General features: G+C 51.7%; 23 protein-coding genes. 9 read left to right on the forward strand and 14 right to left on the reverse strand.

The genetic code is table 11. The features are described 5' to 3' along the window. Positions 1-52: 52 nt before the first annotated feature. Positions 53-3,430, reverse strand: coding sequence for a transcription-repair coupling factor (mfd, locus tag BM040_RS11895; RefSeq protein ID WP_092101389.1), 3,378 nt, complete (start codon positions 3,428-3,430; stop codon positions 53-55). A gap of 265 nt (positions 3,431-3,695) precedes the next feature. On the opposite strand from mfd, the gene BM040_RS11900 reads away from it, so the two are divergent. Next, entirely contained in the window at positions 3,696-4,178 is a 483-nt protein-coding gene (locus BM040_RS11900) for a hypothetical protein (RefSeq protein ID WP_139217800.1), read from the forward strand. Positions 4,179-4,285: 107 nt separating this feature from the next. Here BM040_RS11900 and BM040_RS11905 read toward each other — a convergent pair whose 3' ends face one another. Next, positions 4,286-4,753, reverse strand: coding sequence for a VOC family protein (locus BM040_RS11905; RefSeq protein WP_092101393.1), 468 nt, complete (start codon positions 4,751-4,753; stop codon positions 4,286-4,288). A gap of 527 nt (positions 4,754-5,280) precedes the next feature. Between BM040_RS11905 and BM040_RS11910 the strand changes: the two genes are divergently transcribed. Further along, positions 5,281-5,823 carry a transposase gene (locus BM040_RS11910; RefSeq protein ID WP_092101395.1) on the forward strand — a complete coding sequence of 181 codons (543 nt, stop codon included), beginning with the start codon at positions 5,281-5,283 and terminating at the stop codon, positions 5,821-5,823. A 7-nt stretch (positions 5,824-5,830) separates the two neighbouring features. Here BM040_RS11910 and BM040_RS11915 read toward each other — a convergent pair whose 3' ends face one another. Then, positions 5,831-6,889: a J domain-containing protein gene (locus tag BM040_RS11915; protein ID WP_092101397.1), complete on the reverse strand. Its 1,059-nt coding sequence runs from the start codon at positions 6,887-6,889 to the stop codon at positions 5,831-5,833. A 224-nt stretch (positions 6,890-7,113) separates the two neighbouring features. On the opposite strand from BM040_RS11915, the gene BM040_RS11920 reads away from it, so the two are divergent. After that, on the forward strand, positions 7,114-8,355 hold the full coding sequence (locus BM040_RS11920) for an alpha/beta fold hydrolase (protein WP_092101399.1): 1,242 nt from the start codon (positions 7,114-7,116) through the stop codon (positions 8,353-8,355). Between the two features lie 128 nt (positions 8,356-8,483). Here the strand turns inward: BM040_RS11920 and BM040_RS11925 are convergent, their stop codons facing one another. Both BM040_RS11925 and BM040_RS11930 read right to left on the reverse strand, forming a co-directional pair. Then, positions 8,484-8,930 carry a PepSY-like domain-containing protein gene (locus tag BM040_RS11925; protein ID WP_092101401.1) on the reverse strand — a complete coding sequence of 149 codons (447 nt, stop codon included), beginning with the start codon at positions 8,928-8,930 and terminating at the stop codon, positions 8,484-8,486. A gap of 101 nt (positions 8,931-9,031) precedes the next feature. Further along, on the reverse strand, positions 9,032-10,423 hold the full coding sequence (locus tag BM040_RS11930; RefSeq protein WP_092101403.1) for a mechanosensitive ion channel family protein: 1,392 nt from the start codon (positions 10,421-10,423) through the stop codon (positions 9,032-9,034). Positions 10,424-10,592: 169 nt separating this feature from the next. On the opposite strand from BM040_RS11930, the gene BM040_RS11935 reads away from it, so the two are divergent. The 5 genes from BM040_RS11935 to BM040_RS11950 all read left to right on the forward strand — a co-directional run bounded on the left by BM040_RS11935 (position 10,593) and on the right by BM040_RS11950 (position 14,467). After that, the gene (locus BM040_RS11935) at positions 10,593-11,117 is read left to right on the forward strand and encodes a DUF2911 domain-containing protein (RefSeq protein WP_092101405.1); all 525 of its coding nucleotides are present in this window, start codon (positions 10,593-10,595) and stop codon (positions 11,115-11,117) included. A gap of 154 nt (positions 11,118-11,271) precedes the next feature. Next, entirely contained in the window at positions 11,272-11,436 is a 165-nt protein-coding gene (locus BM040_RS21760; RefSeq protein WP_175491050.1) for a hypothetical protein, read from the forward strand. A 506-nt stretch (positions 11,437-11,942) separates the two neighbouring features. Then, positions 11,943-12,905, forward strand: a complete 963-nt coding sequence (locus tag BM040_RS11940; protein ID WP_092101407.1) for a DUF2157 domain-containing protein — start codon at positions 11,943-11,945, stop codon at positions 12,903-12,905. Next, entirely contained in the window at positions 12,898-13,980 is a 1,083-nt protein-coding gene (locus BM040_RS11945; protein WP_092101409.1) for a DUF4401 domain-containing protein, read from the forward strand. The genes BM040_RS11940 and BM040_RS11945 overlap by 8 nt, the downstream gene beginning before the upstream one ends. Then, positions 13,970-14,467 (forward strand): GDYXXLXY domain-containing protein, encoded by a 498-nt coding sequence (locus BM040_RS11950; protein WP_092101411.1) that lies wholly within the window; start codon positions 13,970-13,972, stop codon positions 14,465-14,467. Before BM040_RS11945 ends, BM040_RS11950 begins: the two co-directional genes overlap by 11 nt. A 632-nt stretch (positions 14,468-15,099) precedes the next feature. On the opposite strand, the gene BM040_RS11955 is transcribed toward BM040_RS11950, so the two are convergent. Further along, a complete protein-coding gene (locus tag BM040_RS11955) occupies positions 15,100-16,026 on the reverse strand; it encodes a glutamate--tRNA ligase family protein (protein ID WP_092101413.1) in 927 nt (308 codons plus the stop codon). Between the two features lie 216 nt (positions 16,027-16,242). Here BM040_RS11955 and BM040_RS11960 point away from each other — a divergent pair, with 216 nt between their 5' ends. Continuing rightward, positions 16,243-17,205 carry a sterol desaturase family protein gene (locus BM040_RS11960; RefSeq protein WP_217646774.1) on the forward strand — a complete coding sequence of 321 codons (963 nt, stop codon included), beginning with the start codon at positions 16,243-16,245 and terminating at the stop codon, positions 17,203-17,205. An 87-nt stretch (positions 17,206-17,292) separates the two neighbouring features. Here the strand turns inward: BM040_RS11960 and BM040_RS11965 are convergent, their stop codons facing one another. From BM040_RS11965 to BM040_RS12000, 8 genes are all read right to left on the reverse strand, one after another. Next, positions 17,293-17,931, reverse strand: a complete 639-nt coding sequence (locus BM040_RS11965) for a hypothetical protein (protein WP_092101415.1) — start codon at positions 17,929-17,931, stop codon at positions 17,293-17,295. Between the two features lie 70 nt (positions 17,932-18,001). Beyond that, positions 18,002-18,469: a hypothetical protein gene (locus tag BM040_RS11970; protein ID WP_217646775.1), complete on the reverse strand. Its 468-nt coding sequence runs from the start codon at positions 18,467-18,469 to the stop codon at positions 18,002-18,004. A gap of 33 nt (positions 18,470-18,502) precedes the next feature. Beyond that, entirely contained in the window at positions 18,503-18,949 is a 447-nt protein-coding gene (locus BM040_RS11975) for a GNAT family N-acetyltransferase (protein ID WP_092101417.1), read from the reverse strand. A gap of 12 nt (positions 18,950-18,961) precedes the next feature. Then, positions 18,962-19,447 (reverse strand): hypothetical protein, encoded by a 486-nt coding sequence (locus BM040_RS11980; protein WP_092101419.1) that lies wholly within the window; start codon positions 19,445-19,447, stop codon positions 18,962-18,964. A gap of 83 nt (positions 19,448-19,530) precedes the next feature. Then, a complete protein-coding gene (locus tag BM040_RS11985; protein ID WP_092101421.1) occupies positions 19,531-19,977 on the reverse strand; it encodes a GNAT family N-acetyltransferase in 447 nt (148 codons plus the stop codon). A 150-nt stretch (positions 19,978-20,127) separates the two neighbouring features. Continuing rightward, a complete protein-coding gene (locus BM040_RS11990; RefSeq protein ID WP_175491051.1) occupies positions 20,128-20,550 on the reverse strand; it encodes a nuclear transport factor 2 family protein in 423 nt (140 codons plus the stop codon). Positions 20,551-20,668: 118 nt separating this feature from the next. Next, on the reverse strand, positions 20,669-21,043 hold the full coding sequence (locus BM040_RS11995) for a hypothetical protein (RefSeq protein WP_092101425.1): 375 nt from the start codon (positions 21,041-21,043) through the stop codon (positions 20,669-20,671). A 103-nt stretch (positions 21,044-21,146) separates the two neighbouring features. Next, positions 21,147-21,431, reverse strand: coding sequence for a tetratricopeptide repeat protein (locus tag BM040_RS12000; RefSeq protein WP_092101427.1), 285 nt, complete (start codon positions 21,429-21,431; stop codon positions 21,147-21,149). Between the last annotated feature and the right edge of the window lie 112 nt (positions 21,432-21,543).

Below are 21,543 nucleotides of genomic sequence, written 5' to 3' on the forward strand. Positions count from 1 at the left end.
ACCTCTTTTTTGTGGTGGGGCCGCAGGCAGTCCTGGCGGTGTAGCAGCGGGGTTATACTTTCGCCGCTGCCATGTTCTTTACGCCAAATCCCTCAAACACTTCCTTGGCATCTTTTATACTTTGGATGTCCTCCACAATGACGATCAGCTTGTCTTTGGCCTCCTTCAGGCGCGAACGGCGCGGGTGCTGCTGCACATACTTGAGGATGTTGCCAAACGTATCGGACTGGAAGTACTTGTCGTTGTTCTCGCTGGGCAGGTAGCCTTTCATGGTTTCCTTTTTGATGGTGAGCTTCTCGAAGCCCAGCTGCTGTGCCTGCCAGCGCAGCTTCACGATCTCCACCAGCTGCTGCACCTGCTCCGGCATCGGCCCGAAACGGTCCACGATGCTGGCGCAGAGCTTCTCCAGCTCGTCCATACTTTTCACGCTGTCGAGCTTGCTGTAAAGGTTCAGGCGCTCGGAGATATTGCCCACATACGTTTCCGGAATGAGCACCTCCATGTCTGTCTCGATGTTACACTCGCGCACCGGCTCGATAAACTCCTCCAGGTTGTTGCCCAGGAACAGCTCCCGGAACTCCGTTTCCTTCAGCTCCTTGATGGCGTCGTCGAGTACCTGGTGGTACATCTCGAAGCCCAGGTCGGTGATAAAGCCGCTCTGCTCGCCGCCCAACAGGTTACCGGCCCCACGGATGTCGAGGTCGCGCATGGCGATTTTAAAGCCCTCGCCCAGGTCGGAGAATTCTTCCAAGGTGCTCAGGCGCTTGCGGGCATCGGTTGGCAGGCCGGCCACCGGCGGGGTAAGCAGGTAGCAGTAGGCTTTTTTATTTGAGCGGCCCACGCGGCCCCGCATCTGGTGCAGGTCCGACAAGCCGAACATGTGCGCGCGGTTGATGATGATGGTGTTGGCGTTCTCAATGTCCAGGCCAGACTCGATGATGTTGGTGGAGACCAACACGTCGTACTCGCCGTTCACGAACTTCATCATGCGCTTTTCCAATGTTTCGGGGTCCATCTGGCCGTGGGCATAGGTTACCTTGGCATCCGGCACCTGGCGCAGGATCATGTCGGCCATTTCTTCGATGTCCTTGATGCGGTTGTGCACAAAGAAAACCTGCCCGCCGCGCTTCATCTCGTTCACCACAGCGTCGCGAATCAGCACCTCGTCGAACACGTGCAGCTCTGTTTTTACCGGCTGGCGGTTTGGCGGCGGCGTGGCAATCACGCTCAGGTCGCGGGCGCCCATCAGCGAGAAGTGCAGCGTGCGCGGAATCGGGGTGGCGGTCAGCGTCAGGGTATCTACGTTCACGCGCATCTCCTTCAGCTTATCCTTTGTCTTCACGCCAAACTTCTGCTCCTCGTCAATCACCAGCAGGCCCAGGTCCTTAAATTTCACGTCCTTGCTCACGATGCGGTGCGTGCCGATAAGAATATCCACTTTGCCTTCGGCCACGCGCTTGAGTGTTTCCTTCGTATCCTTAGCCGTTTTAAAGCGGTTGATGTAGTCCACCGTAATCGGGAACTGCTCTAGCCTGTCGCGGAAGGTGCGGAAGTGCTGCATGGCCAGGATAGTGGTTGGCACCAGGATGGCTACCTGCTTGCCGTCGCAGGCTGCTTTAAAGGCAGCGCGAATGGCCACCTCGGTTTTGCCGAAGCCCACGTCGCCGCACACCAGGCGGTCCATTGGGTGGGGCTGCTCCATGTCGGCTTTCACGTCCTCGGTTGCCTTGCCCTGGTCGGGGGTATCTTCGTAGATGAAGGAGGATTCCAGCTCGGCCTGCAGAAAGCCGTCTTTGGAATAGGCATAGCCCGGCGCGGCCTTGCGCTTGGCGTATAGGCTGATGAGTTCGTGGGCAATGTCCTTTACCTTGCTCTTTACCTTCTTCTTCTTGTTCTCCCACTCCGGCGAGCCCAGCTTGCTCATACTTGGCGGACCGCCTTCCTTGCCGCTATACTTGGAGATCTTGTGCAGCGAGTGGATGCTGACATAGAGCAAATCGTCGTCGCGGTATACCAGGCGAATCGCTTCTTGTAAACGCCCGCCCACTTCTACTTTCTCCAGACCGGCAAAGCGGCCGATGCCGTAGTCTACGTGCGTGATGTAGTCCCCGGGCTGCAGCGAGCGCAGCTCTTTCAGCGTCATGGCCTTTTGCTTGGAGTGCCCGGTTTTGGCCTTGTGCTGGTAAAAACGGTCGAACAGCTGGTGGTCGGTGTAGCAGGTGAGCTTTAGCGTCTGGTCGATGAAGCCCTCGCGCAGCGAAATGCCCAGGTGCTGGAACCGCACGTCGTGGTCCAGCTCATCGAAGATCATGGTCAGGCGGTTTACCTGACGCGGCGAGTCGGTGGCGATGATGTTCACGAATCCGTCGCCCTGGTGCTCGTGCAGGTCCTTTACCAGCCGCTTGAAATCCTTGTTAAACGAGGGCTGCGGCTTGGCCTGCAGTTGTATTACCTCAGCAGATTTGAAGTGAAAGCGCTTGCCGATCTCCACCACGTTAAAGCTGTCGAGCAGCTTTTTGAACTGCTTTGGCGTCTGGAACAGCTGCTCCGGGTCCGATACGATCTGGGTGCCGCCGCTGCCGGCCATCATCTTCTCGAAATTGTGTGAGGCCTTGTCGAAGTATTCCTCAATCACGTCCAGCGTCAGGCGCACATCCTTAAACCAGAGGTTGGTGTTTTTCGGCAGGAAGTCCAGAAACGCTTCGCGGGTTTCCTGCAGCAGCTTCGTCTGCACGTTCGGAATGATGGAAATGGATTTCTTTGTCTCCACCGACAGCTGCGTGTCCGGATCGAAGGTTCTTATACTTTCAATCTCGTCACCGAAAAGCTCGATGCGGTAAGGCAGGTCGTTGGCGTACGAGAATACGTCCACGATGCCACCGCGCACAGCGTACTGGCCCGCCTCGTACACAAACTCGGTGCGCTCAAAGCCATACTCGGCCAGCATCTCGCTCAGGAAGTTCACGTCCAGCTTGGCACCTACTTTCGCGCCCAGCGTGTTCTCCACCAGCGATTTTTTATTGATCACCTTCTCAGTCAGCGCCTCAGGATAGGTCACGATCAGCTCGCCCTTCTCCGTTTTGCTATTAAGGCGGTTGAGCACCTCAGCGCGCATGAGGATGTTGGCGTTCTCGGTGTCGTCGAAGCTGTAAGGGCGCTTGTAGGATGTCGGGAAAAGCAGGATTTCCTTCTCTTCGCCAAGCAGGTTTTTAAGGTCGGTATAAAAATAAGCAGCCTCCTCCTTGTCGTGCATCACGAAGAGTTGGTGCTGCGGATTTAGGGTATAAACTGCCGAAGCCATGACGGCGTCCAGGCTGCCTGCCATGCCCTTGAGCTGCAGGCGGTAAGGCGCCTTGGCCTTGAGGCGTTCGGCAATGGTCTGCACCACGCTGTCTAGGCGGTACAGTTCTAAAAAATCAGTTACTTTCATTCAGGTCTATCACGAAACAACAAAGGCAGAACACAGGACTTTTGCCAAGTCGCGTTCTGCTACTTCTTCATCACAAAGATACTACATGTTAATGGTTTATTAGAACACTGTGCAGGAGGAGAAGGTTGCGGGGGAAGAGGGAATTTATGTAGCAGGAAGTATGAGCTTATAACAGGTTTTTCTGATGTGGTAATTTCAGAAAAGCGCTAACGCTCAAACTCCCTTTTACAGGAGAATTTTTGTAAAAACGGTATATTGGGGCGCTATGGAAACACCTTTACTCCGTTATAGATTGTCAGAGCCTTTAGGGGGCGGCACAAGGGTTTGCGCTGTTATTATGGCTGCTGGGGGCATTCTGATTTTCTGGTTCCAGCCTCTTTTGGGCCTGCTGCTGATAATAGCCGGGGTTTTTCCGTTTGTTTCCTTCAAGTGCCTTGAAATCGATCAGTACAGTGGTACTTATACTGTAGGAATAAATATTTTAGGCTACACCATCGGAAGAAAAGAGCCTTACCCAGGGATCAGGAATATTTTCCTTAAGAAGAACAGAACCATTCACCGTTCTTCAAGAACATGGTCGGCCACGGTATCTACTTCCTTTAATGGGTACCTATGGCTGGAGGACGACACAAAGATATTACTATCCCAGGACAGCAATAAAGAATTGGCTTTACTCAAGTTACAGCCCTTTGCCGATGAACTTCAAATAGAGGTACAAGATCTGACAGCTCCACTATCACAGGCGTAGTGCCGCGCCATGAGGCCAGTTACAAACTGGCTGCCATATTTAACCACCTTTACCGCTGCGCTCAAACTAGCGGTATGAAGTATTTTTCCAGTAAGCGTGTATAGCACCTACTTCCCAGGCTTGTCGTTGTTCACTTCTATCCAGTGCCCGTCCGGATCCTGGAAGTAGATTTGCTTCACCCCGTCCACGCGAACAGTGGGGGCCTTGGCGGTGCCGGGCCAGTTGGTGTAGGCTACCTGGTGCTTGTCGAGGTTAGCGATAAAATCCTCAATGGAATCCACACTGAAGCAGAGGTGATCGTTCTTGTCGCGCGCAATGTTCTGGGCCGCTCCCTGTATGAGGTGCAGCTGACCGGCATCTCCTAAAGAGAACCAGGTGTGCAGGCCGTCGTGAAAAGGCTCCGGGATCTGCTTTAGCTGTAGCACATCCTCATAAAAGGTTGTGCTCTGCCCCAGGTCGTGCACATACACGGCAATGTGGTTGAGCCTAAGCGTGATGGGATTTGTCTGCGCACCCACAGAAAAGGTGGCAAGGCTTAGCAGGCAACAGATACAGGCCGTAACAAACTGTTTCATATAAATAGGAATAAGTTTATAAACTCGTTATGAGGAGCAAGTATACTCATAGGTGGAGTAAGTCTTTCCGTAAGGCATACTTTCCGGGTTTTCTAATTTAAGGAAAAGATGGCAGCGCCAGTAGAGATTAGATAAATTCCTTGTAAAGTAAATCTGGAATTTTGCCTATTTATTGCTCGAAACCTATACTTCTTAATCCTCCCGCTCTTTCGGATTTGCAATCCGAAAGCACTTACTGAAAGGATTTGTAATCCGACTTTTACAGCGGCATTACAGGTATACTTTACTTCCAGATACTCTGCGTACAACTTGATAGTCCTTGTAGGGACAGGTCGCGACCTGTCCGAATCGTGCACAGGCATTTATTCCTGATAATTTTATCTGAACCAGGCTTTTCAGCATCTGGCATTGCTACATCACCTGTCCCTTTTTCATCGTTCGGCCTATCGCGCGGACAGGTCGCGACCTGTCCCTACAGGAGGATTTCTAATTCAATCAGATGGAGGTTGCTGCCGTATATTCACTTCATGAAATGGCCAGAGCGGAAACAGAACAGGTTAAATGGCTTTGACTACAGCAGGGATGCGCTATACTTTGTAACCTCCTGCGTGCAGGATAAAGTTTGTGTATTTGGCGAAGTAGTGAATGAGAACATGCAGCTAAATAAGTTTGGATGTATTGCAGAACAGCAATGGAACTGGCTTAAAGAGCAGTATCCGTATGTGGTGCTTCATGCTTATGTGGTGATGCCAAACCATGTGCATGGTATCCTGGAAATTGACCGTGATGCTGTAGGGATAGGTCGCAACCTATCCGCGCTAGGACCTTCAGGAGAAACAGGAATGTTTCCTTCCTCGTCTCCCCAAATTAAAACCCTGTCGCAACTCATTGGGGCTTACAAAACCACCACTACCAAACTAATAAAGGCAGCAGGATTGACCGGCTTTTCCTGGCAGCGCTCTTTTCACGACCACATCATTCGAAATGAGATGGCTTATTACAAGATCAGGGACTATATTCTGAGTAACCCGGAGAAATGGCCTGATGATGTGTTTTATCAGCAAGTATAAATCCCCTTTACTTCAAAAGCACCCGAATCATCTGCGGGTCGCTTTGCAGGGTGCGGATGTTTTGCTTTAGCTGCTCCAGCTCCCGGTTCAGGTCTTCTCTGGCGGATTTGAACTTCTGGTCCATCTGCTTGGGGGTGCCGCAAAAGCGGGTGTAAAAGCCGGCGTTCGGGCCAGTTAGGAAATCATGCAGCTCTGCTTTCAACTCCTCTACCTGGTCGGTCAGAATCTTTACATAATACTGCAGTTGCTCGTCTGGCAGGGTGTCCAGTGCCTGGCCTTGTTCCTGCATAAACTCCACTTGCAGGCGCAGCAGCTCGAAGAAGTCGTCGTGGTGGTAGGCCTGGGTGACGCGTTTCATGGCTTCTTCCTTCCAGGCGCGTTTGGCTTCGTCCCGTTCTTTGTCGGGGTGCAGTTGTTTGGCCAGTTCGGTGTACACGCGGCGGCTGGCTTTGCTGATGTTGCTGAGCTCGGCTTTTGCCTGGGCTTCTTTGGCTAGCTGCGCTTTGGTTTTGCGGCTTTTCTGACGGTGCAGCCTCTCCCGCTCCCTCTGCTCCATTTCCCGGTCCAGTTGGGCCTGTATGCGCTCAAAATCATCCAGGTCTTCAAACGCATCCTCTATTTCCGGTTCCTCAAGTATAACCTCATCCAAGTCTTCTGCCGGAAAGGCGGTGCGTTCGGCATAGGTAAACTCGGCATACTTGTCGTGTAGCTCTACCATGTCCTGGCGCTCGTAGCTGGAAATCAGGTCAAAGGTGATATTCTCAATCAGCGCTGCCAGTTTCTCTTTTTCGCGGAAGCTGAAGAGTGCAAGGGCATAGGCCTCATCCAGCAAGTAGGCCAACTCCACGCGTTTTTCCAGCTGCTGCTCAATAATGGGCCGCAGTTCCTTTTCGATGCGCTTCTGGGCCAGGTTTATACTTTCACGCCGGGTAGTTAACTCCTGCTTCAGTTGCTCAATCTGCTCCGTTTTCTGGTTAAACTCCTGCTGCAGCTTACTCAATTTCCGGTTGCTCGGGGAGGCGATTTGTGGGGTGAGCGAGGGGACAGGTTTGTTGGAGCTTGGCATGCAAAAGTATAAGAAGTATAAACTGAGTACGAAAGTATGGCTTTTTTGTCGGGTAGGGCGCGTGGGCATAGTAAAAGTGGTTATAGCAAAAATATTTATCAGAAAAGAAATATTGTAATAGCCAGGCAACCTATCTTTGATATATAGCATCTGCAAGATGTTAACCTGTTGTAAGAGCCTTATTCCAGCCCGTTAACATTCCATCTTACTAACAAACTAAAACGATGATGATTAAAAGAGCCTTACTGCTGCTGTTTTTCCTTGGAAACATGGCCCTTGCAACAGCCCAGCAAACACAAATGGTAAACGTCGGAGATCACTCGCTCGAGATGATACAGGCGGGAACGGGGGAGTATACCGTTATTTTTGAATCGGGCTTCGGCACAGACTATAAAGTATGGGGCAACGTGGCTTCTGAAGTGATGAATACCAACCAAGTACTGCTGTACTCGAGGGCCGGCACCGGGAAATCTGAGCCAAACCCGAAGCCCCAAACGCTGGAGCAGGCGGTGCAGGACCTGAGCACGCTCATCGAGAAAGCCAACCTGAAAGCGCCTTTCATTCTAGTAGGCCATTCTTACGGGGCTTTTATCATCCGAGGGTATGCGGCTTTAAATCCGGAGAAGGTAAAAGGGTTGGTTTTTGTTGATCCGGCGCATGAAAAACTGATGCAGGAGCTAAAAAAGATTGACCACGCCAAGGCCGTAAAAGATGTGGAGCTGCAGAACAGCTTTATGCCCGACAGGTTCAAGCAGGAAAACGAGCTGATTAACCAAATTTTTGAGAAAGCGGCCTTGCCTGATTTTGGGAAACTGCCGCAGGTGCCGGCTGTGGTACTTACCTCGGTTCAGAAAAGGGCTAACCCGGAAATGTTTCTGCACGAGCCAAAGGGCGTGGAAGTATGGCGGAGGCTGCACAACGAGTTCTTCAGCCAGTTTACCAGCGGCGCCCATGTGGTAACAGCCAACAGCGGGCATAACATCCACCGGGAAGAGCCGGAGCTGGTTATAAACGCTATCAACCAGGTGGTGCAGGCAGCGGCAAAGGAAAAAGCGCGCCAGGAGTATGAGGCAAAAATGACCGCGCTGGAAGATAAGCTGCACCGAGCGTCGGCTTTGCTGAGCAAGCGAAAAGAGCAGCACGCCGAGGCGCTTGTGTTTGACGCCCTGAAAAGCTCAGGTTTTGGCGAGCGAGCTATAAACTCCCTTGCCTATCAGCAACTCGGCAATCCACAACGTACGGCTGTGGCGACGCTCATTTTCAAGTATAACACCATCCACTATGCCGGGTCTGCCAACGCTTTTGATAGTTACGGGGAGGCGCTGCTACAGCAGGGAAAACTAAAGCAGGCAGAACAGCAATTTAACAAAGCCATTGAGCTTGCCACTGCCGCTAACGATGCCTCTACGCTCAAAAACAGCCAAAAGAACCTGGAAAAGATTAGCCAGCTGAAGAAATCCAGGTAGCCACGCGGGACTGCCGGTAAGTTGGGAGCAACTACAAAGTATAAGTTGTCCGTTCCAAGAGTTAGAAGTATAAAAAAGCGCCTGAAACCGTAGTTCCAGGCGCTTTTTTATACTTTCATACTTTCTACTTAATCCCAGTAAGCAGGCTCGGTCACTTCCTTGCCATCCGCCGAGAAGACTACCTTTTTGTCCTGGCCTTTCTGGTCGAGCTCCACCTGGTAATAGGTTTTGCCGTCTTTTTCTACCTGCTCCATGTCATCCAGGCGCATATCTTTGTATTGCTGGGCAATGGCTGTGGTAATGGCCTCAGGCAGGTCTTTTTTCATGATGTCGCGTCTGGTCATGAGTATCTTGCCGGACGGGTCAATCATGGCGGCATGGTCGATGCGGTCTACATCAAAATCAGCCTCGTAGTTTTCGCCGTGCTTTTCCCATTCCAGGTCGGTGGCGTTGGCATATTTCTGCGTTAAGGCAGCCGATACTGCCTGTGGTACATCCTTGGCGGCAACGTCCTGTGCCTGCGCGGCTATAACCGAAGCTCCAACAAAGGCAAATCCAACTAATATCTTCTTCATGGTTCTTAGCTTTAAGTTTAAAATGGTTGAGGTACAAACGTACGCTTCGAATCTGAAGAAAATCTGAACTATGTAGTTGGCCGGCAAATAGATGTGGAAATTTATACTTTGTCGTTGCCCTGAAAGCCGCTTTGCGCCGGCATACCGTCTGGGTTGAAAAACTGCAATTGCTGCCGTGGGTATACGGGTATGATTCTGCCGCGGTATTCGGGTTTGGCTGTTTCCATGGTAAGGCGCAGCGACAATTCGCTCTTCCATTTACGGCGCTCCCGGGCACCCACCAGGTAGCGGATGATGATGTTGGTCCAGGACTCCTCCAGCGAAATAAAAACCTGCGGCTTTTCTGCGATGTTGAAATCGAGGCCAGCGCGTTCGAGCAGTGCCGTATACTCCTTGGCAGGCTCTACCATATAATCGCCCAGCAGTTCCTCGGCCACCCCTCCGATTACCTCCAGCGAGAGCGGAATATCCGACTCGTTCGCCACGCCAAAAGCCAGCTCATCCCATACATAAGGAAAGTCGCGGGTGAGGTTGATGACTGTGCCGGTCAGAATCTCGTTGTTGGGGAAAGTAACCAGGCGGCCGGTAGGCTGCTCTGCCATCACAAAGCCCGGCTGGTAAGGTGCTCCAATCTCCCACACGGTGGTGGTCAGGAAATCGATGCGGTACACATCGCCAAAAACATCACCTACACGCACCCGGTCGCCCACGCGGTAATAGCCCTGGAAGGAGTTGAGCAGCCAGCCCGTAAAGCTTTCAATCGGCGTCTGCAATGCCCACGACAGTGCCAGGCCAATTAAACCTAGTGAGCCCAGCATGGCCCGGATATCGCCGGCCACTACACTAATGGCAATGCCTATCGCCAGCAGCCATATGGCAATGGAGAAGAGGGAAATGATGGCGTTGGAGCGTTCCCAGCGGCCTAAAATCTTTTGAAGCAGCAGCCGGAGCAGGCGCACCGCTCCCCAGGCCAGCACCAAGGTGCCGAGGGCAATCAGCATCTTGGGTAGGTTGTAGAAAAAGCTGTCCCACATACTTTGCAGGGCACTGATGGCCTCGTCGGCGGCCTCTTTTGAAGACAGTACCTGCGTGGTGTCCTTCGCAGCAACGGAATCCGCGGAAAGCAAATCGGCCACGGCCACTTCCTCTATCACCGCTACCGTGTCAATGGTGTCCTGCTCCCCGCCCTGGGCCAGCCCTGCCTCGCTGGGGGCGAAGAGCAGCATCATGAAGCCTGTAACAGCCACGGCCAGAATGGTAGCTTGCCGGAAGCTCTTCAGCCTGTTTCTGGCGCCTTGTACCGCAGAGCCGCTTCTTACCCGTTGGCGGCGGCGGGTTTTGCGTACATACTTTCCGGCGGACTGGGGACTTCGTTTTGTGCTGTAAGCTTGGTCAGGTGCTGCGGAGTAACGGGCTCTGCCGTAGGTGGGCTTGCGTGGCGTTGAGCGGCCGGTTCTTCTGGAATTCCTGTTATCGTAGCTAGATGATGGCATGGGCAAGGACTGCTTTCAAGTATACTTCTTCCCCTATACGCAGGATGCTGCAGGTGTTGTAGTGTCGACTCCGTTACGTGCGCTTATACTTTAGAGGGTTTGTCCAATCTATACTTATACCTGCAGCGGCTTTTTACGTATTCATGCCTTGAACTAAAACTATACTATTATGAACAAATCAAACCTAACGACACTGTGCATGCTGTTCGTGTGCATGTTAATGTCCTTTAGCGCAATGGCGCAGGACACAAAGCCGAAAGCCAGCCCGGCGGCTAAAGCCGAGGGCAAAATAGGCGATGTAAACGTAACCGTTAACTACAGCAGCCCGTCGGTAAAAGACCGCAACATCTGGGGCGGCCTGGTGCCTTACGGACAAGTATGGCGCTCGGGTGCCAACGAGGCGACCACCGTTACTTTTGATAAAGACGTGATGGTGGAAGGCCAGAAACTGGCGGCCGGCACCTACAGCTTCTATACTTTACCCAGCGAGGAGGAGTGGACTGTAATCTTCAACAAAAAGGCGAAGCAATGGGGCACGCAGTATGACGAGAAAGAAGATGCGCTGCGTGTAAAGGTTACGCCACGCAAATCCGGCCAGATGAACGAGCGCCTGAAGTATGATGTGACGAAAGAGGGTTTGCTGCTGAGTTGGGAGAACCTGGAAGTACCGGTGAAGATTACGGCTAGTAAGTAAGGTTAATTATAAGCCATGAGCACAGGGGCAGTTGCATTGTAGCAGCTGCCCCTGTTTTTTATACTTTATACTTTGGCCATACAGTATACTTAGTTATACTTCTATTCACTCGCTGGCGCGAGTTTGCAACTCGTGCCTAACTATAGTGTTGGGTTTGCAACCCAATTGGCTTGAAAAGCCATACTTTATACTTTGGCTATACTTCGTATACTTGCCAGCTTATACTTCCATAGCCCCTGCTTCCCGCGACTGGAAACAAGCTATACTTGATAGCAACCTTTCATCCTCCAGTCTTACCTACCTATTGTTTCATTTCTAGCTTTGGCTCCCTCAAGGCCGGGAGGCCTCGCCTTCGGGCACCGCGCTGCTTTCGCTTCCTGCCCTCGTGCCTCGGGCTGCCTCACTTCGTTCGTCACCGGAACCTCTCGAGGCGCTCAACCCAAAGGCTGGGAAGAGTTCGATAGCTACGGCTTTTGCAACTTCAGCCAGGTCCCCCTTTGAAGGGGGCAGGGGGATGATAATCGCCTGCCTAGTTTATACTTTGTAGGGACAGGTCGCGACCTGTCCGCGCAAGAACACTGGCTACGAAGCTTATACTTTAGCAGAAGTAATCACTGATTCCCCGCCTTAGGCAAGGAGGGGCTAGGGGTGGTTGGACCCGGCACTGCAAAACCACCTGCCCTGCTCTTAGAGGAGGAGTAATCCATCCCTCAAATCCTGACTCAGACAAACTACGCACCCGAAATCTCCCAAAATCAAAGTATAAACCCGTATTGTTTCCGAGCTGCCGTTTCTGTACTTTTCTTTTTGCTAAGCGCAAGGCCTATGAAACAGAACATCACCCGCGAGTTGATTTACAGCATCGCCCGGCACAGCAACTGGCAGGCAGCCGGTATTGAGGACAAACTGCGGAACGAGGAGCTTTACGCCACACCCCGCGATTGGGCCACCTTTGCCCGGCTGTTCTTGCTGGGCACGGGTGCGAGTTTTACGCTGGCGGGCATCGTCTTCTTTTTCGCCTACAACTGGGCCGATATGCACAAGTTCGTGAAGCTGGGCATGCTGCAGTTCCTGCTGCTGGCTACCACTTTTGCGGCGCTGGTGCCCAGGTTCAGCAAAACCATCCGCAATGTGCTACTCACGGCCAGCGCCGTGCTGGTGGGTGTGCTATTTTCCGTGTATGGGCAGATTTACCAGACCGGAGCCAACGCCTTCGATTTTTTCTGGGGCTGGACCTATTGCGTGGTGCTGTGGGTGCTGGTGGCAAATTTTCAGCCATTGTGGTTTATCTTTCTGGTGCTGCTCAACACCACATTTATACTTTACACGCAGCAGATGGCCACACACTGGGGCTTTGCGCTGGTGATGGATGCGCTGTTTATACTTAACGCTGCGGCGGTGGTAGTATGGGAGGTGCTGGCAGCAAAAGGGCGGGTGCGGGTGCAGCACAGGTGGTTTCCCAGAATCATTGGGTTGGCAGCGGTTACGGCTATTACTATCAGCATGATCTCGCTCCTGTTCAGCAGTCTCAGGGAGGATTACGGACTGGCGCTCTTCCTGGGCTTGGGCATGTGTGGTGGGGCCATTTGGTATGGTTTGCGGGTGCGGGAGCTGTTTTACCTCACAGCCGTCCCCTTTAGTGCTATCGCCTTTCTGACAGCGGTTTTCGTGAAAATTGGAGAGAACTTGCCGGAACTGACGTTGCTATTCGTAACGCTGTTTGTTATTGGCAGCGTTAACTTGGTGGTGCAACATCTTGGGAGCCTTTACAGACAGTGGTATGGATAATAACTCTAACACACAGCCCGACCTGCTGCTGCAGGAGATAGCGCAGGAGCAGCCCGGCTTCACCTACGACCGGGACAGCATAGCGGTGGAGGTCACCGCCACCGCTATGCTGCTGAAGCGCGTGCCTATAAAGGTGTTTACGATTCTTGGTGGATTGTTGGGCATGGGTACTTTCATGGGCTTTATGGTGTTGGTAGGCATGAATACCCCTGGTGCAGGCATCCTCTTCCTCATATTCGGCCTTTGCTTGTTAGGCACAGCGGAGTTGCTGATCAGGAGCAATAGAGAGGCCCTTGCAGCTTCCTTTGGCATCTCGCTCTACATTACAGGCTATGTGTTGCTGGCATTCGGTGTCGGGCAGCTTACGGACAGTAGTACGGGGGCGGCGCTGGCGCTGGCTTGTGCGGCGGCTGTAGCCATCGCTGTTTCGGTGAGCGCTATCGGAGTGTTTATTGCGGTGCTGGTACTGAACGGAAGCCTGCTGAGCCTGATCTTTAGCCACGAAGTATACCCGCTCACGCATGGTTTGATAGCCCTGCTCGCCCTTGTACTTGCTTTCCTGAGTCTGAACGAGGCCCGGCTGATTGCAGCCTCCCGCCGCTTTGCACTGGTGCTGGGGCCGGTGAGAATGGGCGTGATCTTCTCGCTGGTGATGACGCTGGCGCTGTTTGTACATCAGAAGTTTTTCTCCACCACCATCACCTACTTCTGGGTGTCCAGCCTGATACTGATTGCTTGCCTGCTGCTGCTCGTGTACCGTGTGCTGCGCGATGTGGCTATACTCAGTCCGAAAGCAAAGCTGCTGATTTATACTTGCGCGGTGCTCTTGCTGGCGCCATTTATACTGACGCCGTCGGTGCCGGGGGCGCTGCTTATACTTTTGGCCAGCTTCTACATCGGCCACAAACCTGGTTTCTGGGTGGGGCTGCTGGCGCTCGCTTACTTCATCATCCTCTACTACTACGACCTCAACATGACGCTGCTCGCTAAATCCGGGGTACTGGTGGCGAGTGGGCTGCTGTTTCTGGGTGGGTTTATACTTCTCAATAATTACCTCAAACGCCATGTGGACTAAACGGACAATCATCATACTTCTAAACCTGGTGCTGCTGCTGGTGATGTTTAACTTCTCGGTAGCAGAGAAGGAAGAGGTGCTGGAAAACGGCGAACTGGTGCTGCTGAAACTGGCCCCTGTAGATCCGCGTTCGCTCATGCAGGGCGACTACATGCGCCTGAGCTACGCTATCAGCCAAACAGAGGAGCTGGACAAGCTTCCTGCCAGAGGCTACGCGGTCGTAAAGCTCGATGAGCAGCAGGTGGCGCACCTGGTCCGTTATCAGGAGGATAAGGCCCCACTGCATCCGCAGGAGCACCTGCTAAAGTATACCAAAGGCGAGTGGAGCATCAACCTGGGTGCCGAATCATACTTTTTTGAGGAAGGCCAGGCCAAGACATTTGAAGCAGCCGAGTATGGCGGGTTGAAGGTGGATGAGAAAGGCAACAGCATCCTTATCGGGTTGTATGATGCGCAGCGGCAGTTGATACTGCCGGAGCGGAAGTGATAGTTTGCTACTTCTGTTCTGGGTATATCAGCTTCGTGTAAGTCATGCTTTATACTTTGGCTATACTTTATACTTTTCTGGCGCAAGCGTCCGCTTGTGCCTTTTTGTACTTTAGCTATACCTTCCAAGCCTCCGTTTACTATAGTTGGAGCTAAGCTATCCTTGCTAGCTCCCGTTCATCCTCTAGTTCCCATAAGCCTACAGTTGCATCTCCTACTTTCTGCCCTCCTAGGCCGGGAGGCCTCGTTTTCCCGCTCGGCGCTGGGAGCTTTTCATGCCCTCGTGCCTCGGGCTGCCTCACTGTCGTTCGTCACCAGAAAAACTCGCATAGGCGCCTCCCAGAAAAACTGGGAACCATTCGATAGCTGCTGCCTTTACTGTCATCTCGAACGTTGTGAGAGAACTGTTTAGAATTCCGGATAGATCTCTCGCGCTGCTCGAGATGACAAGAATGTAGTAAGTATAAATTCCCCTCTCGGGAGGGGCAGGTTTACATGTGTAGGGACAGGTCGCGACTTATCCACGCAAGAACATCAGCTATGAAGCTTATAATTCAGCAGTGGCAATTACAGAGCTCCCCGCCTTAGCTAAGGAGGGGCAAGGGGTGATTGGACACGGCACTGCAACCCCCGCTACTCCGCCTGCAGATCCTTCCTGCTCATCTTCCGGAGCTCTTCCAGGCTGAACCGCTCTAAAAAGCTCCGCGCATCTACGACACTTACCTCCTGCCAGCCCAGCATGCGGGCGATGGTTTGCCAGAAAGCTTTACTGCTGAGGCCGCTTTTGCGCATCTCTGTTAGCGAGAGCGAGTCGTGGGACTTGGAAAGTTTGCCGCCTGCAGGGTCTGAAACCAGCGGGTGATGCACGAAATTTATAATTGTGAAATCCTCTGCTCCAAGAAGCTGCGCCAGGTACAGCTGCGCTGCGGTGGACGTCAGCAAGTCCTCGCCCCGCACGATGGTGTTGATGCCCATGTCCAGGTCGTCGGCCAGCGAGGCGATTTGGTAGGCCGGGATGCCTTCCTTGCGCTGCACCACAAAATCGGGCATCTCCTCGGCTAGTTTTATGGTGCATGTTTTAAGGAGCTGGTCCTGAAACGTAACCTCTGTGCCTTCGGGAATGCGGAGGCGCCAGGCAATGCCGGCCTCATGCAAGGGCAGCAGTTGGTGGCGGCAGGTATGCAGGTGGCAGGCGCTGCTGGGTATACTTGAGAACTGCTTGCGCGAGCAGGGGCAGGCATACACGTGGCCCTGTTCCACCAGTTGCTGTAACAAAGTATGGTAACGCGGCAGGCGCAGGAGTTGGGAATAATTTTCTACAAAGTCTTTGGCATCGGTAGGGCCCTCGTCGTAATCCAGGCCCATAAAGTGCAGCGTGTTGAAAATGTCCTGCAGGTACTCTGGCCGGAAGCGGGCATTGTCCAGGTCGTCGATGCGAAGTATAACCGTGCCGTTTTGCTTCCTTGCCAGCGCCCACGTAATGGCAAAGGAGAGCGCATTGCCCAAGTGCAGGTAGCCGCTGGGAGTAGGGGCGATGCGTGTTTTCAGCGGTTGGGGCATGGGTTATACTTTAAATTTGCTGCCGGAGGGCTATACTTTCTACAGGCCCTACGTACAAGCATTTACGGTGTTTCTGTCTCTCGCTCCCGGGTCATCTTTCCTTGATACCGGTCGGCCAAAATAGGACTTCGTCTCAAAATTACGTAATTTAAAAAATTCTGCAGTGCCCGATTCTGTGGCGCTCCTTTGTTTTACCACTTACCCTGCCTTCTGCTTATGGAGATCCTGTTCAGCGAAATGCCCAATCCCTTTACCTACTTTGTGCCCCTGTTTTTTCTGCTGATCGCAGGCGAGGCTTATATCAGTTACCGCGAGGACAAAGAGCTTTACAGCCTGAAGGACTCCCTGGCCAGCACCTGGGTGGGCATCGGGGCCGCCGTGTTCAACACCCTGACCAAGGCCTACCAGATTGGCCTTTTCTTCGTGTTCTACCAACTCTTTGAGCCGCTGCGCATCGAGTTCCTGGGCTACGATAACCTGGGTTGGGCCTGGTGGGTGTGGGTGCTCTGCCTCATCGGCGACGACTTTAACTTCTACTGGCACCACCGCTTCTGCCATACTATCCGGCTGTTCTGGGCGGCGCACCTGGTGCACCACTCTTCCGATAAGTTTAACCTCGGCACGGCCTTCCGCAACGGCTGGACCATCTTCCTCTACAAACCCATTTACTGGATCTGGCTGCCTATACTTGGTTTCAACCCCGTGATGATTGCGCTGTGCATGTCGTTTAACTCTATTTACCAGTTCTTCCTGCACTCCACGCTGGTGCCTAAGATTCCGGTGTTCGGACAGGTGTTTAACACGCCCTGGGTACACCAGGTACACCACGCCCGTAACATAGAATACCTCGACCGCAACCACGGCGGCATCCTCATTATATGGGACAAGCTGTTCGGCACCTACATGGATAAGGATAAGCACATGAAGACGGAGTTCGGGGTGCTGCACCCACCCACCAAGCACGACCCCATCACGCTTAATTTTCATGAGTTTAACGATATCTGGAAGGATGTGCGCAGCGTGAAGTCGTGGAAGGCGAAGTTTATGTACGTGTTCGGCCCTCCGGGCTGGAGCCACGACGGCAGCCGCAAAACCTCTAAAATGCTGCAGCAGGAGTGGGAGCAGCAGCGGAAAGCCATGGCCGCCCAGAAAGAAGCGCAGGCAGAGTTGGTAGCTTAGCCTTAAAGTATAAATCGGAAAGTATAAAGCCTCTGGCAAAGTATAACATCATACTTTGCCAGAGGCTTTATACTTTGGTGGGTATGCTTAATAACCCGCCAGTATATACTTGTCCTTGCGCAGCTTCCGGAAAATAGAGCGGGCCAGGTGGTTGTTCAGCGTATCAAATCCGGCCGAGATTCCCTCCACTAAGGAGTTGGCATACCACACGGGCTGCAACGTGTCTATATCAATCAGGTAGGTGTGGTATGAGGTGCTAGGCTGGGAGCTGGCGGTGGTGCTGCTTGTGTATTCGAAGTGCACGGTGGAGTAACTGGTATTGTACCAGTAGTTGCCCTGCTTTACAAACAGGATGCCGTCTACACCGGTGGCGCGCACCTTTTGCAGAAATTCGCTGTAGCTGATGTCGGTGTTCAGGTCAAACACATCTGCCGATTTTACCAGCCGCGTCTGTACGCTTGGGTGCTCCAGGTTGCGGACCAGTGTCTTTTCCAGGTGCCTGCGGTATTTGTCGTTCTCCAGGTTATTAAACTTGCCCCGGATGTGCTGCTCATAGGTAGCTGAGTCAAGCTGGCTGATGTCGGCGTCGGAGTTGACCACCAGCGTCATCAGGCCGATGTAGTGTTTCTGGGGCTTTTTTACCTTAGCCGTGGAGGTAGAGGTAATAGCGCAACCGGAGAGTAGCAGGAGGCAGAGCGCCAGCAGAGGTAGTATTGTTTTCGTCATGATTAGTAGGGGGTTAGCGTACAAGAAATTATACTTTAAAATATAACAAAAAGTTTATATTTCCATGCCTTTACTCCTCCCTGGCCGTAAAGCCTACCGGAATTAGCAAGTCGCCTTCGTCGTACATATTTAAGTATAAGCTCAGAGTATCAGTTCCACCTTCCCAGTAGACTTTGTAGAGGTCCAGCAGGCCGGCATTGCCGAAAAGCCCGTTCGGCGTATCGAAGGCGCAGCAACTGCCCTCCCGGTAATAGCCCACTGCCTCCCCGTTAGGGCCCAGCAACGCGTTCAGAAAGCGCCGCTCGTTTATCGGGCCGCTTTGGTCGCGTGCGCCACCTACCTTTATCGCATTCTGCTGCTCATAGCCATAGGTTTTGTCGTCCGTCTTTGTGGTTAGCTTGTAGGTTCTGTCGTCGAGGTACGCTATCGGTGTAGTGCGGGTGTCGCCGATTCCCTGGTTGGTAGTTGCTTTTTGTTTTTGACCAGCGCAGGCGGCAAGCATGGCGGCGGCGCTCAGGGAGAGTATAAGTTTTTTCATGCGGATAGGGTTTAGGGTGATGTAATTTATGGGTTATACTTTGTTAAGGGGCAAGCGCAGCTGGTACAGGTCAAAGCCTTTGGCCCAGAAGTCCTTTTCAGTCTTTTCCAGCGCAAAGCCCTGCTTTTCATAAAATTTGTATACCAGCTGCGTCGTCCGGACGATGACGGTGTTTATCTCTGGCTTGTTTTGAAGGATGTTGATTCTGTGCTGCAGCAGTCTGCTGCCGATGCCCTTGCCCTGGTGGTTGGGGTGGATCACGTCCCAGGAAATCCGGGCTACTCCTTCCTCCGGGAAATAGTTGATGCCGCCCGCCCCGATCAGCTCTCCGGCCTCCTCCACCACAAAATAATTTTCTACCTCCTTCTCCAGGTACCCGGCAAAGTCGCTCTCTTCCTCCGGTGCGAAATAGGCAGGGATGTTTAGTCGCAGCAGGTATAAAAGCTGCACTTTGTCTGCGGGGGCGTAGGGACGGATCATGAAGTGTATACTTTACTTTTCGTTCAGTAACTCGATCGATTGCTCGATCTGGGTGATTAGCGGGAGGAACTCTGCCGGCACGTTTCTTCGCTCCTCATCAAATATCCAAAACTTCTTCTCGCTACCCCTGGCATACTCGATGTAGTAGCCGCTCCAGTCGTGCTCTGTTTTACCGATAAAGCCTCTTTGTGTATTCAGTAGCTCCTGCGGGATTTTTTGTGCCAGCAAGCTCACCTGGCTATACTTTTCCTGTGGCAGTTTTCTGAATTTGCCGGTGTGGAATTGGTTAAAAGAGGGGTAGTTGGTGCTGTCCTCGAGGTACAGGTAAAGGCTGTTGTGCTCTATCTTGTATACTTTCATGCACTCGCCGTCTGCACATTCTTTATAAAAATGCCCGAAGATGAGGTAGTTTTCCTGGGCAGGTTTTTTTAGAAGAAAGGCCGATGCCAGCAGAAGTATGGCCCCAAGCAGCAACAGGAAGGTTTTGTTCGTTTTCATAGTAGCGTTTATAGGTGCACGAACTGGTGTTGCCAGTGTAGTTTATACTTTGTGTTTGATGGGGAGCGCGTTCCTAAGTTAAGTTATTTGTTCAGCGTGTAGTAAAAATGAACGACCTCCTCTTCGTTTGTTGGCTTTGTGAGCCGGTAAAAGTCAAGCGCATAGTCATCTACCTTATCTGCCTGCACAAACACCTCTTCGTAGCCGTTTTCACGACAATACCTGTTTACTTCGGCTATCAGCTTCTGGCCTATTCCCTGCCGCTGGCGGTTTTTCCGGACAGCCAGGTCATAGATGTAGGCCAGCGGTTTGGTGGCGTAATATTGAGGCAACGTGTATACCGTCAGACCACCCACAACGGCATCCTCTTCTAAGGCGACGAAAACAAGAAACCCCGGATGTGCCAGCATGTTGAGTAAGTGCTCTTGCTGCGGCAACTGGAAATCCTGCATCTCAAAGACATCCTCAAACACCCGGATCAGCTCAATGAAATGATTGATGTCCTTACCGGTTAATTTTCTGATTTCCATTAAATGCGCTTTCTAAATTCATTTTGAGGAAATAGTACCTGAGCTCAGCCTGGAAAACTAAAATGGAATAGTGGCCGCCTGCTCCATCCGAAACCTTTTAGCCGGATTATGGCCAACCCATTGCCAGCGATTTTGCCGTCTGTTTCCGACTCAGTCGTTTTTTGGGCTCTCTGTCAACGCCACAGATACCGCGTAGCTGTCTTCTAGCAGCTTGTATGTTACTATCAGGTTATCCTTTATTCCGATTTGAATGAAAAACAAAGAGTTAACTATCTGCCCTGTCTGGAGCATTTTGGTTGAGAACTCTCCTGATATGACGGCATCCTCCTGATCGATGAAAACTTTATCTACTGTCGCAGAAAGGGGCTCTGTGTTTTGCCATAATAACTGATAGCAGTCTCTTACTTCTTGCCGGCTCTTTCTTCTGCCTAACCATGGAGCAACGGCTTCGTTTCCAGGTATATGCCAATCCACCTCGTCAGCAAAAAGCTCAGATAGGTTGTTCAAGTCTCTTTGCGCAAGCAGTTGGAAGAACCGTTGGATAAGGCTCTGCATGGGAGAATCTCCTGTCATACTCATCTTAAATGATGTTTAGTAGCTCATATCTGAATGACTTTACTAGTATTTCTGCACGCCGGTACTAGTTGCGCAGTAAAGGTTAAAGCCGTATAGGATTAGGAAAATTGATTCCTCAAACTGCTAGCTTTTTCAGGTTAGCTAAGGCCAGCATAACTCCCATGGCAAGCCCACTTAATGTTAGTGCCGAACCTACCGAAATCATTGCTAAGGCGCTGTTATTAATGGTTTCAAAGTCTTTGAACTCAGACACCACAGCTAAAAAGCCATATAAACTACCTGTAGCAGCAATTATGCCTATGCCAGTGCCTATTACTTTATGCTGTATTTTTGCCTGGATAATCAGACCTACTAGAAGCACTAAAGCTATAAAGCTAAAGTTTTGGATCATAAATAGGTCGCCTAAAAACCAGAAGGCGACTAAGGAGATGAAATAGATGTATGGCAATAGTTGCCAGTTTTCCTTCTTTAGTTCTAATTGCTTTTTCATTTCGCTAGTGTTGCGTTTTGTGGATTTCTGCTTATGCCAACGGATTTGTGCAGCCGAAGCCCGTAGTGTAGCAAGGGTTAAGGCTGAACTGGGTTGGCAAAGGTTATTCTTCCTTTACAAGGAGCATTTTTAGTGCTTCACTTGTTTCAAATTCAGCAATATCAGCTTTCATTTGTTCTACCAACTTCTGATTTTCTTTACTTACAGAGAGTGAGTTTAAAAAAGCTAATGCTTCCTTCTTCTTTCCCATGTAGCACAAGGCGGACGCTTTATTGCCAATAGCATCAACATCATTTCTATCCTTCTCTATTCTTTGTTCATAAATCTCAGACGCCTTTTGTAGATAATCATTACTTAAACTCTGGTTACCGTTCATTATTTCTGCCATGCTAGCCGTTATGTAGAATTCCCCCCATATTAACTATTGATTTCTCCCGCTAACGTTGCTGCGTATCTATTTTGTATCCCTTGCAAGACCGGTTTCTAATTGACGCTTTAAA

This window comes from Pontibacter chinhatensis, from assembly GCF_900113285.1.
In the GTDB taxonomy this organism is placed as follows: Bacteria; Bacteroidota; Bacteroidia; order Cytophagales; family Hymenobacteraceae; genus Pontibacter; species Pontibacter chinhatensis.